Genomic DNA, 15,750 nt, shown 5'->3' with positions numbered 1-15,750 from the left:
TCAACCGACGTTTCTGGTGATGCAGTTTCCACGCAATTCTGCGTGTCATCGATGCGTCCATTGAGAACATGCCTACGAACCGCCGGAGTCGCTTTTGCCACGCCCAAAAATCACATTGGTTTCCATGAGCGGGCTTCGGGTGGGACACGATGCGTTGCTCGAACGTGGGTTGCGTCTGCCAGGATTAGCGCGCCGTGCGACGGCGCTCTCCCAATTACCACCCTTGGGTTTGCTCACCCTCGCCGGATTGGTGCCTGACGATTGGGAGGTGGAATTGGTGCTGGATGATGGCATCGCTGAAGAGTCGACCGCGGTGGACCAAATACTCAGTGCGGGTGAACACGGGGCAAGTGAAAATGGCCAGCCTGACTTGGTCGCATTCTCCGCCCTCACGCCGTCAGCAGATCGAGCTTGTCGGTTGAGCGAGCGACTTCGCAAACGCGGGATCACAACCATCATCGGTGGTTTGCATGCGACGGCGGCTCCTGATCATTGCCAGCCTCATTTCGATGTGGTGGTCCGCGGCGACGGAGAACCCTCGTTCGAACGATTGCTAATCGATTTTCGAGGTGATCGGATGCAGCCGGAGTATCAATCCTGCGGCCACTATTCGCTTTCCGATTCGCCGATGCCACGTTGGGACTTGTTGGGCGATCACGCACCGCCACGCTACACCGTCCAATCGATGCGTGGTTGCCCCTGGTCGTGTTCGTTCTGCGCCGCCAGTCGCTTGCTTGGTCCGGCCCGCGTCAAACCGGATGCATTGTTTGAACGTGAACTTGCCGCGATCACCACGCGTCAATCTCGACCGTGGATCGAACTTGCCGACGACAACACGTTTGCGAGCAATCGCGATCACAGTTGGATGCTGGATGCTTTGCGGCGGCACGGAGCTCGATGGTTCACCGAGTCCGATTGGCGGATTGCTCTGCGTCCGAAGTTGCTACGCCAGATTGCAGAAAGCGGTTGTCGGCAGATTCTGGTCGGTTTGGAATCGAACGTTTTTCGCTACCCCGGCATGGGAGCCAAAACCGCCGACTGGGATCGCATGATGGAGGCGGTCTTGGCCATTCAAGACGCGGGCATTGTCGTCAACGGTTGCTTCATCGTTGGAGCCGAAGGAGAAACACCGGCGTCAATCGAACGTCTCGGTGACTTTTTGGACGAGGCTCCTTTGGGCGAAGTTCAGCTAACGCTTCAAACACCGTTTCCCGGTACCAGCCTCTACCAATCGCTTCTCAAAGCGGGGCGATTGCTACCCGGTGACTTTTCACGATACACCCTGTTCGATGTCGTGTATCAACCCGATCAAATGACGGTCGTCCAGCTACAGGATTCGTTCGACGAATTGGTGGGACGCGTCTATCGGCCCGAAGCTCAATCGCGACGCGACCAAATTCAAAAATCCATTCGATCCAAACGACCGCGGCGGAAGGTTTCCCCATGAGTGACACTGCGTCCCTTCGATTTCGTGATCCCGCGTTGTTCCTGGTCGGTTCGCGAGACTCCATTCTGCGAGTCTTGCAGTCACGCTGGTCGTTGTTGCTGGGTGGTTTGTTGGTGGCAACGGCAGCGATGGCTCGCGAATACGATGCGGTCAGTTGGCTGCACCAGCCTACCGATCTGCTCGGACCATTTGCGGCTTCGTTGGTGTTTTGTGGGATTCTCTTTGTCGTCGTCAGTTCTTGCCTTGGCATGGCTGGACGCAGGTCCGCCTCGTGGTGGGTTGACCTTCGGATGTTTCTTTCGGGTTACTGGATGACCGCGCCTCTCGCATGGCTTTATGCGATCCCAATTGAAACGATGACGGATGAACTGACCGCTTTGAATTTCAATCTGACTCTTTTGTCGATCGTTTCGATCTGGCGTGTGTTGCTGTTCAGCCGTGTGGTGAGTGTTCAATTTGGAGTTCGTTTTTGGCAAGCCTTGGCGTGGATCGTCACACCTTGCATGGTGATTGCCTTCGTGGCGGTCCTCTCCAAAACACTGTCGATGGTTTCGCTGATGGGCGGTGTTCGGTTGACTGAGACTCAGCAAACGCTTTTGGATTACCAGGAATTCGTCGGCGGACTTTGCTTTTATGGGTTTTTGCCTTCGTTACTCATCGCGATTGTCGGCGTCACGCTGGCCAAACGAAAACCAGAAGCTTGGCAGCAAGTGGGTTTTGACGCCGCTCCGGTGCAACGTTTGGTTTGGGCATGGCCGGCAATCGCGTGTGTGGTGCTCTGTGCCGCTGCAATTGCGTTCCAACCGAACCTTTACCAAGCCGCCGAGGTGGACCAGCTTTTGAGAGCAGGGAAAATCGACGCGGCGATCCAACAAATGCAACGTCTCGGGGCAAAAGCATTCCCGATGGTGTGGGATCCGCCTCCGAAGTACCCGGAACGCGGAGACGGATTGCCTGAGATTTCAGCGATCGCGAAGGCGTTGCAAAACGAGTCGGCTGAGCCTTGGATTGTCGATCGATTGCTGGTGCAAGCTGACGAGATCGCTTTGCGTCAATCGAATTGGTATCAAGGTTCCGCCAACCTGTCTTACATCCGACGACACATGAATTATTTGGGGGTTGAAGTGTTGGAAGAGATGCTTGCAACTCTCCGAGAAGTTCAGAAGCTCGATCCGGGCGACGCCGATACCCGGCAGCATCGGGCGGAATTGATCGAAGCGATCGAGATGGCACACGAGATGGCCGTGTACAACGATGAGGAAGTGCTCGAGTTCCCCACCGACGATCAGGTTTCGCCTGATGGTTCGGGCGATGCTTTGGAACCAAGCGAGGAGTTCACGGGAGTTGCTCGCTGACACGCGTGGCTTTGGTTTGGTGAGTGCATCGGCGTATCACCATCGTCAGGCGGGGCCTGACCTACGGTTGATTGATGCGTCCCTTCGCGTAGGTCAGGTCTCACCTGACGGCCCGGCCGATGCTTTGGAACAAAGCGAGGCGTGGTCTGGGTTTGATCGGTGGAAAGCGTGGTTTGGCGTTGGTGGTTGTGACGGCGTTTTACCATCGTCAGGCATGGCCTGACCTACGGTTGATTGATGCGTCCCTTCGCGTAGGTCAGGTCTCACCTGACAGCCCGACCGATGCTTTGGAACAAAGCGAGGCGTGGTTCGGATTTGATGGGTGAAAAGCGTGGTTTGGCGTTGGTGGGTGTGACGGCGTTTCACCATCGTCAGGCATGGCCTGACCTACGGTTGATTGATGCGTCCCCGCGTGTAGGTCAGGTCTCACCTGACGGCCCGACCGATGCTTTGGAACAAAGCGAGGCGTGGCCCGGATTTGATCGGTGGAAAGCGTGGTTTGGCGTTGGTGGTTGTGGCGGCGTTTTACCATCGTCAGGCATGGCCTGACCTACGGTTGATTGATGCGTCCCTTCGCGTAGGTCAGGTCTCACCTGACGGCCCGACCGATGCTTTGGAACAAAGCGAGGAGTGGTTCGGATTTGATGGGTGAAAAGCGTGGTTTGGCGTTGTGGGTTGTGACGGCGTATCACCATCGTCAGGCACGGCCTGACCTACGGTTGATTGATGCGCTCCTGCGTGTAGGTCAGGTCTCACCTGACGGCCCGGCCGATGCTTTGGAACAAAGCGAGGCGTGGTCTGGGTTTGATCGGTGGAAAGCGTGGTTTGGCGTTGGTGGTTGTGACGGCGTATCACCATCGTCAGGCGGGGCCTGACCTACGTGTTTGGTGTTGTTAGGGGAGGGTCTCGAGCTGTTGCTTGGCTTCGTTGACAATCTTCTCTGCCCAAGGTTGCTCGTTGTACAAAACAACGATTCCTTCGAGGACGCGTCGCTGCTTTTCGGTGGGAAGCGTTCGGGCGGTGGTCAGTCGCAACTGCAACGCTTGCTGACGTTCGGTGTTGGCTTCCACACTCGACGGATCCGACTTCAATCGAGCCAGCTCGTCTTCCACCAAGACCTTGAGCTGCTCCAGATCTCGCATTCGTAAACGATGTTTCAGCTTCTCACCGGGTGAGAGCACGATCCCATTCTTCTCAGGATCCACCTCGATCGAATACACATCCAACCAAGCCTGTAGCTGTTTGGCTGCGTCGGTCGTGGAGGTGTTGCGTAACGACAATGCTTGCAACAGGGCTTGCTCGGCGGCGGGCAAAACCTCGGATCCACCCGAACGCGAACGCGCTTTCAAACGGCGATAGGTGGCTTCTAACTTGGCAAAGCGTTGCCAATTCATCACCTGCTCGATGCGTTCGTCGTCCGGATAGTTTTCGAGGAATTGCGTCATCCGAGGCAATTCGTTGGTAAGCGTGCCATTGAGTTCCGCATTCTCAAACGACGCGTACAGCGTTGACGCGGATGGCGTGCGAATCGAGTAAACAAACAATCCGAGGCCGCCTAACAAGATGACGACCATGCCGATGATGGAAGCGTAATGAATCCAGTTCGATTCACCTTGTTCCGCGCGATGCTGTTCCGAAAGATAACCACCGAGGGATTTCGAAGAATCAATGGTTTGGAAGTGAGTCTTCTTGGACTGAGATTCGTTCGCCGCGCGGGCCATTGACTCGCGAGTGTCCGTTTTACCCGGGTCAGTCAGAGGTTCCGCCAGGTTGCTGGCATGTTCCGCGGCCAAAACACGTCGGCCGGTGACATGATCACCGCCCGTGGCGTCCGTCGGCAGATCCGGTGAGATTTCGCGCGAAGCGTCGGTTTGATGATCCCCGCGGGTGTCCAAGTCGCCCGCGATGGACGGCGGCAAACCCGGAGTCGCATCGTCGTCGCCCAAACGCGTTCGTGAGGTCAATTCGTTCAGCGTACGGCCACGTTGCAAACCAGCTCGGGTGGCTTTCAATCGATTCATCACCGCCAACGCGGTGGGAGGCCGATCAGCCGGGTCTTTTTCCAGCAAGTGATGAACGATCTCGACCACTTCGGCGGGCAAGTCCGGGTTGATCAGATCCAACGGAACCGGCCGATCACGCTGCAACGCTTCGACCACCTGAGTCACCTTTTTACCGGCGAACGGAGCCCGACCCGCCAGCATCGCGTACATGACGCTGCCAAGCGCGTACAGGTCCGTCCGCGGCGAGATCGCATGACTGCCGGCTTGCTCGGGCGCCATGTAGTCGGCGGTGCCCAGCACGGATCCGTGCAACGTTTGCTCGCCGAATCCGAACAGCTTCGCGATGCCGAAGTCGACCAATTTGACTTCGCCCGCGTCCGTCAAAATCAAGTTCGCCGGTTTGAGGTCGCGGTGAATCACGCCGATGTCATGAGCGTGCTTCAATGCCGCGCAGACTTGCGAAGCAACATCCAAGGTCGGCAACCAGCCCAATCGTTTGACGTCACGAATTCGCTTTTGCAGCGTTTCGCCGCGGACCAATTCCATGGAGTAGAACAGCTGTCCTGATTCTTCGCCGTAACCGATCAGCCGCACGATGTTGGGATGCCGCAGTCGTCGGAGTGTTTCGACTTCGGCGTCGAAGCGTCGGCGAAAACGCATGTCATCCGCGACGTGTTGAGCGATCAGCTTGACCGCGACCTCTTCGCCGCTCTTGGCGTGCCGAGCCCGATAAACCGAACCCATCCCGCCGCGTCCAATGACGCTTTCGATTTGGTAAGGCCCCAGATGTTCTGGTTCAGCCATCGAGATCAGTCCAGTCGTTTCGCGGATCTTGTGAAATGCTGGCGGGCTCGCCCTCGGCGGCAAGCGTTTCGATTTTTTGCCGCATCGATTCGACCGATTCCGCTTCCACCAAAGGATGCAACTTCACCCGAAACGATTTGGTTTCACCAGCGTCGATGTCCACCAATCGGCCTTGTTGTTCTTCGAACCCACGTCGATTGGGGAATCCGGTCGCGGGTTCCAGACCGGTGACGTAGCCATCGGATTCAGCCGCCGTGTTCTTCCATAGGATAAACGCTGGCAATGTCGTTGTTTTGAAACTGACACCAAAACCACGTTGTTGATCTGCCGACATCAGCATCGCATGCGTGGTACCGGTTTCATCTGCGCGGGGGCGAGCAAAGTACACCCGTTCGGTTTCGCCGGTGGTGGGGCCATCAAACGTGTCCCAGCGATCCATTTGTGCGGCCGAATGAGCGTCCTTGGGTGCCAGTTCGTCCAGCGCCGCGACAACGCGAGCGTTCTCCTCCAAGATCGGTGCTCCCAGATTCACGTGGTAGAGCATTTGCATTGTTTGGGGAGTGGCCAACTCGTTGGTCACGTCGTCGAGCAGCTCGACTTCCGTTCGATCCGCATGAAGGCGAATGCGAGAACGCATGCGGAACCGTTTGAAGAAAAGTCGCGTTTCCACGGTTTCAGCAATCAATTCGAGACGTCCGCTGGCCTCATCAAACTCAACCGCCAAAGAATCTGCCGGCGTGTTGGCGATGTGCCCGTGCAGCGGAAATTCCAGCCGACCATTGGCATCATGCTGAGGCGCACCGTTGCTGTGCAAACCACACCGAACGACCAATTCGTCGAACCCGGACAACCATCCCAAACCGCTGGGTTCTTCCACGGGCACATGAATGGGATTCACAGGGCCGACCACGGGTGACCGCCAACCAAACCGCACACCGTCGCATTCCAATCGCCAAATTGACATGCCACGCGTTGGCAAAACGTCGACGTGCAAGCGTTCGTTCTGGAGCCGCACAATCTCAACGCCCTCGCTGACGCCGCCACGGAAAAAACCGTGGCGGATGGTCCATTCACCGGTTCGCGTCGACAAATCCAAGTGCAGCGGACTGTTCGAGTTCCACTGAATGCGTTGGTCACGGTCATCGACTTCGCGAACAACGATGGATTCGGTGGCCATGAAGAACTTCCAATTGATTTCGAGGATGGCGAACGAAGCAAGGCATTCTCCGCCCGCTGTCTGAACTTGTATAGACCTTGCGGTCAGCCTAAAACATGTCGAGAAAAACAACGTGCACGGGCATTGTTCCATGCTAATGTGATCCTATTTCCCCCTCCCACCTCAGCCAACATCTCCAACCGAGCACCCGATGAGCACCGTGAAGTTAGACGAAGGATTGATTCAGGGCGACAGCGTTTCCAGTATCCTCGATTCTGCCATGGACGCCCATGGTGGTGTCTTGAGATTGACGCCGACCTGGGTCCCCCGTTCGTTCCTGCACCCAGGACGCCGCATCAAACTGCATCCTTCGGACTACTACCGTTTTGGTGCCGATCGCGGCGGGATTGATGAGCGTTGGTTCGGCAGTACCACCGACGCTGCGAACGAAGGCCGCGTGTGGCATGAAGGTCAAAGCTTCTGCTTGTTCGAAGGCAAGAAGTTCATGTTGAAAGACGCCGTCGCGGAACGTGGCAATGACATCGTCGGCGAAGCAATCTTTTCGAAGTACAACCGCTGGCCGGTGTACTCGAAGTTCTTCGACAACATGGGCCCCATTCCTCACCACATGCACCAATCGTTCGAGGACGCGGAACTGGTCGGACAAGAGGGCAAGCCCGAAAGCTATTACTTCCCACCTCAGTTGAACAACGTCGACAACAACTTCGCCTACACGTTCATGGGGTTGGAACCCGGCACACAACCGGAAGACGTTCGTCGTTGTCTGGAGAACTGGAACGAGGGCGACAATGGCATCTTGGATCTCAGCCGCGCTTATCGACTCAAACGCGGCACCGGTTGGTTGATCCCGCCAGGCGTGCTGCATGCACCGGGTTCGCTCTGCACCTACGAACCTCAGTGGGGCAGCGATGTGTTCGGGATGTATCAGTCGATCGTCGAAGGCCGCTACGTGCCATGGTCGTTGCTGGTCAAAGACATGCCCGAGGAGAAACACCAAGACCTGGACTTCATCGTCGGTCAATTGGACTGGGACAAGAACGTCGACACGCACTTCAAGAACAGCAACTACCTCGAACCGGTTCGCGATGAGAAACGCAGCGGCGACGGGTACGAGGATTTGTGGATCGTGTACGGAACGGTTGATGGCGAGCAACTGTTCAGTGCCAAGGAATTGACGATTGCTCCGGGTGCCAAGTGCGTTTTGAAAGACGGCGCAGCCAGCAGTTGGATCACGGTTCAAGGTCGCGGACGAATCGGCAATTTGGATCTGCAAACACCCGCCATGATCCGCTTTGGTGAGAACACCACCGACGAAGTCTTCATCAGCCACGTTGCCGCAACGAACGGCGTTGAGATCGAAAACCTGGGCAGCGAGCCACTGGTTGGTCTGCGTTACTTCGGCCCCAACGCTCACGACGATTTGCCCAAAGCCGGCAGCTGAGCGAAGCTTCGCCCACGACGACGAAACACTCCAACGCGAATGGATTCCCATTCGCGTTTTTCATGCGCGTAGGTCAGGCCCCGCCTGACTCCCGGCAACCAAATGCCCCAAACCTCGAACCCTCAAAGAAAATCGTCACACGAAGTTGCCGGTGAACACATGATTCGCGAGCGGCATTTGATGAGCTTGGCTCTCTTGAAAATGCATTTGATACGCCGCCGTGTTGGGAATCGCCACCAAGTCACCGCGAGCAATTCCATTCGGGAACTGAAAGCGGCGTTGAAACAGATACTCCGACTCCGTGCAGTAGGCCCCGACGAAGAATCCTTCCAACGCTCGCCCACGCGGCCCGGCTGCATTCATGGGCAGCACGATGGGGTCAACCAGAAACTCGTCTCGCGTCGTTCGGCATTGCGAACTGTTCATGTGCAATCCAATCCAGTGATCACCTTGCGAGTTTGAATTCGCGGAGCACGGCTTCACAAACGCGACTTCAGCCAGCGTCATGCCACAGCCATCCAGCAGGCTCCTGCCGGGTTCGCACTTCAAGATCAAGTCTCGGCTGCGAATGGCGGTGACGGTTTCTGACTGAAGGACATCTCCCAGCCACTTCGCCGCGGACCACGGTTGCCACATGGGATCGACGTTTCGAAGCAATTGACCATCCCATGTCAGGCGTCTTGCCGAATCGTCGTTTTGAGAGACCGACAAAAAGTTCGACCACTGCGAAGCATTGCGAAGATAATTGATTGGGAAGCCGCCACCGATGTCCAACCACCGCAGGTCGTTCCCCCATTCGCGAAAGTGGTCGACGGCGACCAACGCTTCTGCAATTCTCGTTCGAGTCCAAATCGGGTCGAACTGCGACAGAGAACGTTGAAAGTGAAAGTGCACGCCAACCAGCTTGATTCGTTGCTCGCTCGCGATCCGTTTGGCTTCGTCGCTCCAGGCTGACATTGGCATCCCAAAGCGAGATTGAAACGCGGGGGCTTGTTCGCTGTCAGGACGCCAACGCAACGCCACGCGGGCTTGCGAACTGCCCATCGCCTCAAGAGTTTCACGCAACGTTTGCAGTTCGTCCGGATTGTCGATCACCAGCACCACATCGTTCTCGACGCACAGTCGCATCAGCGAATGCGACTTGATCGAAGCCGTGCAAACCAGTCGGTCTTGTTGCGGGCTTGCTGCCGCTTTTCGCATCACCTCCAGCGTCTGTTGCAATTCCGGTTCGCTGGCGACGTCGAATCCGATTCCCTCACCCAAGCCAGCCTGAACGAACTCCGGGCACTTGTTTGCCTTCCGAGCAAAATGCAATTGCACGGGCAAGCCTCGATCGCTGGCAACATCCTGGATCGCTCGAATGGCCCGCCGCATCGGATCGACGTTCAGCACGTTTAGCGGCGATCCCCATTGCTTCAGCCAGCCGCGCAAGAGGCTCGTTTCGTTCGCCGCATCACGAAGCAATTCCATCATCCAGTCCGGCCAAATCGCATCCAAAGGCATCATGCCGCGGCAATGTTGACGCAGAGTCTCTCCCTCGCTCGGTGAAGTTCTCTCCACCTGCGAAGCCCGCTCGGGGCGGTCGCCCAGCGGGTCTTTGGCAATCGTTCCGTTTGTGCGGGCAACCATGATTCCAGAAAGCTACTGCGTGGCAAGTTCCGGCGAAAGCAAGACTTGTCGAGTTTGAGTCGAGACGATATCCTGCCGCTTTGCCCGCGGATGTGGCGGAATTGGCAGACGCGCTAGACTCAGGATCTAGTGCCCGATTAAGGGCGTGGAGGTTCGAATCCTCTCATCCGTACTACGATTGAAGTTTGAAAAAGCCCCTCGTTGGTCGCTGTCTTTTGAGACGGTGAAACACGCGGGGCTTTTTTCGTGCTCGAATTTGGCGGCTATTTTTCATCTTCAGAAATGTAACAACCGACGCTGCCTCTCAATTTGATTGCAGTGATTGGTCCGGTTGTGACGATGCAACGGGTTGTGCAGAGGGAAGTTCTGCACCGGTGGACGAGAAATCTCGGACGCTGTCGTATTCGAACTCAAGGTGGCATCGTGACCGTCAAGCTCAATCGATTCAAACAACGCAACCGGACTGGAAAGCTGGCTTCTGCGAAGCGTGTCGCCCTTGCTTTGGCGATTGCCACATCGACCGCGATGGGCGCGTCGGCCCAGCGTCCGAATCAGCCTCAATTGAAACACCTCGATGTTCCCACTGCTGTTGTCGAGTCGGTTGCGACCCGTTTGAGCCTGCAGTACCACGACCAGCCTGGCGTTTCGATCACGCCAGACGATCGTCCCGGCGGTGGATTGCTGGTGTTGGCTCCGCCTGACCTGCAAAACAAAATCGCGGCGGACGCGGCCACGCTGTCGGATCGCCTTTCGCAAATCGCGGGACCACAGTCCGCTCGGCCAATCACGGTTCACTTGGTGAACATCACTTGGCGCGAGGTGGAAGACGCGTTGCGAGCGATGGCTGGCGAAGACGTTCCCGTCACCACCAGCCGCAATGGCGAGCGAGCTTCCTTCACGATGAAGATGGAAAATCGCGGTGGCAGCTCGACCCGCGTGGTCGTCGACCGACGTGCCAACTCCGTCACGTTGACGTCCAACCCGCTCATGCACAACACATGGCGGAAGACAATTCAGGCCATCGATCAGGCCCCCGGCAAACCGGGTGAAGAGACTCGCGTGTACATGTTGCAACACGCAAAGATCGCTTCCGTGCAACGTGCCATTCGATTGCTTCGTTCGTTGGAACCGACTCGTGGTGGAACGCCAGCCCGAGCAGCATCCAGTCGAACCCAGCCCAACTTCCGCACGGCGGCATTTCAAAACGAGGGTGGTGCACCGGACGGAGCCGCTGATCTCGATGCGGCAGATACCAACGTGGACGGCGAAGATCCCGCCGGCCCAATCGGTGATCCCGAAATCCAATTCGTTCCCGAATCGGGTTTGATCATCGTCAAAGGCAACAAACGAGATATCCAACGCGTGATGGATATCGTCAAAGACATCGAAGAGAAGAGCAAGCTCACGCAACCAGAGATCGAAGTGCGTCAATTGGCGCACGCCGATAGCAACGCGGTCGCGACACTGTTGACGCAGCTCTACGAAGACGTCCTTTCGGCTCGCCAAGGCGATGTCAGCATCACCGCGTTGGATGCTCCCAACGCATTGCTGTTGATCGGCCGCAAAGAAGCCATCGAGGCCATCAATGACTTGATCGAAAAAATCGATCAACCCATTCCAGATTCGGATCGTTTGCGAGTTTTCCGCTTGCAGCACGCGTCGGCGACCGATGCCGAAGCAACCATTCAGGGTTTCTTCACGAATCAGCCCGGTGGCGACGAAGACAATCGCCCCGGCCTGGGTGTGCGAGTTCGCGTGACGGCTGACTATCGCACGAATTCGTTGATCGTCAGTGCTTCGCCACGAGATTTGGCCGAGGTCACACGTTTGATCGAAGAGATCGACGTGCAGAAAACACCTTCCACTTCCGAAATCAAAGTCTTCCCACTGACGAACGCTCGCGCGGAAGACATGGTGGAAGTCTTGCAAGACGCCATCTCGGGCGAACCCGAAAACATCGCGGGTGACACCACCGCACCAGCGTCCAGCTTGTCCATCGTTGCACTGGCTTCACCCGGCAATCCGATCTTGGATTCCGGCGTCCTGGCCAATGCCGTCATCACCGCCGACAGCAACGTCAACGCGGTGGTTGTGCGAGCTCCGGCCGCGGGCATGGCATTGATCGGTGAACTGATTCGCCAATTGGACCAAACGCCTGGCATCGACTCGCTGGTCAAAGTGTTCACCGTCGAGAACGGCGATGCGACGCAATTGACCACAGCTTTGCAGAATCTCTTTGGCGACGATGCGGCGACCAATGGCACCAGCGTCGGTGCAGGTAACCTCGGTGACCTGCCGTCACTGAGTGCCTCAGAAAGTGCGTTGACGCCGCTTCGTTTTTCGACCGACATCCGCACCAACAGCATCATCGCCAGCGGATCCGCGGAGGACTTGGAAGTCGTCGAAAGCATCTTGCTGCGACTGGACAGCGAAGGTTTTGCGGAACGCATCACGGAAGTGATTTGGCTCAAGAACCAATCCGCATTGAACGTCGCCACCGCCATCACGGAATACGTGGGGCAACGCCAGCAGTCTCGCAACGTGATCACTCAATTCCAACAAGGTCTCGGCCCATTGGACTTGCCCGATCGTGACATCGTTGCGGTCGCGGAAGGCCAAACCAACAGCATCTTGCTCAGCGTATCGCCACGCATCTACGAAGAAGTCCGTCAGTTGGTCGATCGCTTGGACCGACGACCACCGATGATTTTGATCAAAACCCTGATTGCCGAAGTGCAACTGGACGACGGTTTCGAAATCGGTGGTGAGTTCGGTTTGCAAGACTCCTTGCTGTTTGACCGAGGCGTTGCAACAGGCGGCTTGGCGACCGGAAATCCCGCGTCCGATCCCGGTTTCAACTTCAATGGAACCAGCGTCAACTTGCCCAACAACAATTCGTTTGGACAAGAAAATCTGGCCTCAAAGGGCATTACCAGCTTTGGTGCCTCCGCCAGTCAGCTGACCCAATTGAGTGGACTGAACTCAGGCGGCTTTGTGTTCTCGGCTGCAAGCGAGTCGGTCAACTTGTTCTTGCGAACCTTGCGGGTTGCCAACCGTCTGCAAATCCTCAGTCGTCCTGAAATCATGACGGCGGACAACACGCAGGGTTACGTGCAGGTCGGTCAAAGTTTCCCGCGTCCCACGGAGTTGTCGTTCACAGGCGGCAATGGAACGACGGCTTCGCAACCGATCATCGGTATCGAAGACGAAGAGATCGGGATCATCTTGCGAGTCACGCCACGCGTGGGTTCGGATGGGTTGATCGTGATGGACATCGACGCCAGCCGCAGTGACATCAATCCCAACGAGGGACAGATCATCGGTTCGTTCCAAGACGACGTGCCGATCTTTGTGCCGGCGATCGACCGAACTCAAGCCCAGGCAACAATCACCGCGTTCGACGGGCAAACCGTTGTCTTCGGTGGTCTGATTCAGAAGTTCCGACAAAATCGTACGCGTCGCGTGCCGTATCTGTCGGAAGTGCCTGTGCTCGGAACGTTCTTCAAATACGACTCGGAGATCGAAACCCGCAGCGAACTGTTGGTCGTGATGACGCCAATCTTGGTGACCGGTCACGAGGACTTGGAATACGTCAAACAAGTCGAATCCAGTCGCATGAGCTGGTGCTTGGCCGACGTGGTTGAAATGCACGGTGATGTTGGATTGTCCGGTGGTTACGGCCTTTGGGGACCCGCGGTCGGACCCACGATCTATCCCGATATTCATCCCACCGTTGATGTCTTCCCCGCCGCGGATATGCCCGGTGGTGGACGCGCCATCAAAGGCGGCATGGTGCCGTCGGGAGCGGTCATTCACCCGACCGAAGGACAGGTGATTCCCGGTTCGGCACAACCACTTCCGTCAGACATACCACTGAATCCCGGCGAGTCGATCATTCACAACGATTGGATTGGATCGGACGGACCGATCCCAGCACCGCAGTCAGCTGTGCCCGTGGATCAGTTGCCAGCACCGATCATGTCGGCTCCCACCGATGCGTTGCCTGCACCTAACAGCCTTCCCGCTGGATCGGGCGTGAACGTGACCGGTGCCGGGTTCAACACTCCCGCGACAACGGAGCCGAACTCGACCAGCGGATCGTCGAAGGTTCCCGCCAAACAAGTCTCCGCACGCACGCCGGCTCAACCCGCCGATGAGCCTGCACCGGCCAAGAAACGCTGGTTCAACTTCAACCGATCGAAATGAGATTTGTCAGTGAGCGGCGTCCTTCGGTTTTGACTGACGCTGGAAACATCGACCATTGAATCGACGGGTGAGAGTGCCCGATTTAGGAACTGAGATGACGGGCAAGAGTGCCCGTCCTACGTAGCAGAATTAAACCTTTGGACGATTTGTCGTTGGTGAGTCCCCCGCATCTCACCGAATTGCGAATGGTCTGACAACAAATCATGGGCTGAGGCGACATCGCCGACGTCCATCCCGTCGAAAGGTCCCGCAACCTTTGGAGGGGAAAACATCGCCGCATCGTCGCCAGCTCAGCCAACCCGCAAGTGTTGAGACCGACGGCAAGGTGACTTTAACCGTGTCATCGCGAATGTGCCCACGCAGTCAGACTGTGTTGGCGCGGCCGTGATCAACCTTCAATGCAGAGACCCAGACATGTCATTGATTTCTCGCGCCCAAAATGCATCCCGAGTGACGCTTGGGGCTTGCTTGGTCAGTTTGACTCTCAGCGGCGGTTGTGCGTCGATGACGAAGTCGGATTCAGAAGCTCCGAAGAAGAGCCTGATGGAGCGGATGCCATGGGCAAAAAAGGAAACGGCTCCGGAGCCTTATCCGAACCCAGCTAAGTTGGCTGCGGTTTGGTCGACCGAATCGTTGACACAGGTTGGTCGAGTCCCTACGCGAGGGTTCGGTGGACGCATTTTCTTCTACGACGAAAAGTCTCGCGCGGTGCCAGTTGATGGAACGCTTGTCATTCATGGTTTTGATGAAGGGGCGACCGATCCCAAGGGCGCGGTGAAGCGTTTTGAGTTCACTCCCGAGCAATTGACCAGTCACTTCAGCCAATCGGACGTGGGTGCGTCGTACAGCATCTGGGTGCCATGGGACGCAATCGGTGGCGAGCAAAGCCAAGTCTCGCTGGTCGCCTCCTTCCGCACGGAAGAAGGCAAGATGTTGCAGGGGCAACCAACCACGGTCTTGTTGCCCGGATCCAAAGGCGACGAGGAAATGGATTTGGCCCGCCGCTATTCGCCTGATTTCCGTGCCTGGAAACAAGCCGCGGCCGGCAACACAACGCCTACCAGTGGCCTGACGACCACCACAATTTCGCGTCCCACCACGCCGACACGTGCAGGTGACACGCCAACGCAAACCAATTCCACCTGGAACATTGTTCGCAACCAATCCAAGGCGTTGGACATTGCCATGGTGAACCAATCCGATGCGCCGGAGAATTCGCGATCCACGAATGAGTCGATTGCGGAGCAACCCGGTAAACCACAAGTGTTGCCCGCCTCCACCCGCCTCAACCAGTAGGTCAGGCCACGCCTGACGATGGTAAAACGCCAACCAATACCACCATCCCGGCCGACTACTAACGTGTTGGGACCTTGGACGCCTCGCTTTGTTCCAAAGCATCGGCCGGTGCGTCAGGTGAGACCTGACCTACTGCCGGCGACACGCAACCGTAGGTCAGGCCACGCCTGACGATGGTAAAATGCCAGCCAATACCACCATCCCGGCCGACTACTAACGTGTTAGAATCTTGGACGCCTCGCTTTGTTCCAAAGCATCGGTCGGTGCGTCAGGTGAGACCTGACCTACTAGTTGCTCTATCTCTAATTGTCATGCTTTTTGTATGCTCTCGGCATCTCGTACAGGAGGATCAGAGATGCCAGGTACATCAAGGAAGTATGTCGTAGAATTGT

The 15,750-nt window shown here is 56.8% G+C and carries 10 protein-coding genes and 1 tRNA gene; 8 read left to right on the top strand and 3 right to left on the bottom strand.

Features of this window, described 5'->3' with window-relative positions:
* Positions 1-124 precede the first annotated feature (124 nt).
* The 4 genes from LOC70_RS12510 to LOC70_RS12495 all read left to right on the top strand — a co-directional run bounded on the left by LOC70_RS12510 (position 125) and on the right by LOC70_RS12495 (position 3,454).
* The gene (locus tag LOC70_RS12510) at positions 125-1,447 is read left to right on the top strand and encodes a B12-binding domain-containing radical SAM protein (RefSeq protein WP_230253920.1); all 1,323 of its coding nucleotides are present in this window, start codon (positions 125-127) and stop codon (positions 1,445-1,447) included.
* Positions 1,444-2,802, top strand: coding sequence for a hypothetical protein (locus LOC70_RS12505; RefSeq protein WP_230253919.1), 1,359 nt, complete (start codon positions 1,444-1,446; stop codon positions 2,800-2,802). Before LOC70_RS12510 ends, LOC70_RS12505 begins: the two co-directional genes overlap by 4 nt.
* 119 nt (positions 2,803-2,921) lie before the next feature.
* Positions 2,922-3,128 carry a hypothetical protein gene (locus LOC70_RS12500; RefSeq protein WP_230253918.1) on the top strand — a complete coding sequence of 69 codons (207 nt, stop codon included), beginning with the start codon at positions 2,922-2,924 and terminating at the stop codon, positions 3,126-3,128.
* Positions 3,129-3,247: 119 nt separating this feature from the next.
* Entirely contained in the window at positions 3,248-3,454 is a 207-nt protein-coding gene (locus LOC70_RS12495; protein WP_230253917.1) for a hypothetical protein, read from the top strand.
* Positions 3,455-3,695: 241 nt separating this feature from the next.
* Here the strand turns inward: LOC70_RS12495 and LOC70_RS12490 are convergent, their stop codons facing one another.
* Positions 3,696-5,609: a serine/threonine protein kinase gene (locus tag LOC70_RS12490; RefSeq protein ID WP_230253916.1), complete on the bottom strand. Its 1,914-nt coding sequence runs from the start codon at positions 5,607-5,609 to the stop codon at positions 3,696-3,698.
* Entirely contained in the window at positions 5,602-6,786 is a 1,185-nt protein-coding gene (locus tag LOC70_RS12485) for an aldose 1-epimerase family protein (RefSeq protein WP_230253915.1), read from the bottom strand. Before LOC70_RS12485 ends, LOC70_RS12490 begins: the two co-directional genes overlap by 8 nt.
* Before the next feature lie 190 nt (positions 6,787-6,976).
* On the opposite strand from LOC70_RS12485, the gene LOC70_RS12480 reads away from it, so the two are divergent.
* Positions 6,977-8,227, top strand: a complete 1,251-nt coding sequence (locus LOC70_RS12480; RefSeq protein WP_230253914.1) for a hypothetical protein — start codon at positions 6,977-6,979, stop codon at positions 8,225-8,227.
* Between the two features lie 135 nt (positions 8,228-8,362).
* Here LOC70_RS12480 and LOC70_RS12475 read toward each other — a convergent pair whose 3' ends face one another.
* Positions 8,363-9,856 (bottom strand): alanine racemase, encoded by a 1,494-nt coding sequence (locus LOC70_RS12475; protein WP_230253913.1) that lies wholly within the window; start codon positions 9,854-9,856, stop codon positions 8,363-8,365.
* Between the two features lie 86 nt (positions 9,857-9,942).
* Between LOC70_RS12475 and LOC70_RS12470 the strand changes: the two genes are divergently transcribed.
* From LOC70_RS12470 to LOC70_RS12460, 3 genes are all read left to right on the top strand, one after another.
* Positions 9,943-10,028 (top strand) — tRNA-Leu (locus LOC70_RS12470).
* Positions 10,029-10,279: 251 nt separating this feature from the next.
* Positions 10,280-14,062: a secretin N-terminal domain-containing protein gene (locus tag LOC70_RS12465; protein ID WP_230253912.1), complete on the top strand. Its 3,783-nt coding sequence runs from the start codon at positions 10,280-10,282 to the stop codon at positions 14,060-14,062.
* Between the two features lie 414 nt (positions 14,063-14,476).
* The gene (locus LOC70_RS12460; RefSeq protein WP_230253911.1) at positions 14,477-15,358 is read left to right on the top strand and encodes a hypothetical protein; all 882 of its coding nucleotides are present in this window, start codon (positions 14,477-14,479) and stop codon (positions 15,356-15,358) included.
* The last annotated feature ends 392 nt before the right edge of the window (positions 15,359-15,750 follow it).

This window comes from Rhodopirellula halodulae (assembly GCF_020966775.1).
Classification (GTDB): domain Bacteria; phylum Planctomycetota; class Planctomycetia; order Pirellulales; family Pirellulaceae; genus Rhodopirellula; species Rhodopirellula halodulae.
The sequence above is the reverse complement of the archived record's forward strand: the minus strand, read 5'-3'. Positions and strand labels throughout refer to the sequence as shown.

Bases quoted from the DNA above. Each gene is read 5' to 3' on its own strand.
- LOC70_RS12510 (WP_230253920.1), top strand. From the start codon at position 125: ATGAGCGGGCTTCGGGTGGGACACGATGCGTTGCTCGAACGTGGGTTG.
- LOC70_RS12485 (WP_230253915.1), bottom strand. From the start codon at position 6,786: ATGGCCACCGAATCCATCGTTGTTCGCGAAGTCGATGACCGTGACCAA.
- LOC70_RS12475 (WP_230253913.1), bottom strand. From the start codon at position 9,856: ATGGTTGCCCGCACAAACGGAACGATTGCCAAAGACCCGCTGGGCGAC.
- LOC70_RS12505 (WP_230253919.1), top strand. From the start codon at position 1,444: ATGAGTGACACTGCGTCCCTTCGATTTCGTGATCCCGCGTTGTTCCTG.
- LOC70_RS12480 (WP_230253914.1), top strand. From the start codon at position 6,977: ATGAGCACCGTGAAGTTAGACGAAGGATTGATTCAGGGCGACAGCGTT.
- LOC70_RS12500 (WP_230253918.1), top strand. From the start codon at position 2,922: ATGCTTTGGAACAAAGCGAGGCGTGGTCTGGGTTTGATCGGTGGAAAG.
- LOC70_RS12490 (WP_230253916.1), bottom strand. From the start codon at position 5,609: ATGGCTGAACCAGAACATCTGGGGCCTTACCAAATCGAAAGCGTCATT.
- LOC70_RS12495 (WP_230253917.1), top strand. From the start codon at position 3,248: ATGCTTTGGAACAAAGCGAGGCGTGGCCCGGATTTGATCGGTGGAAAG.
- LOC70_RS12460 (WP_230253911.1), top strand. From the start codon at position 14,477: ATGTCATTGATTTCTCGCGCCCAAAATGCATCCCGAGTGACGCTTGGG.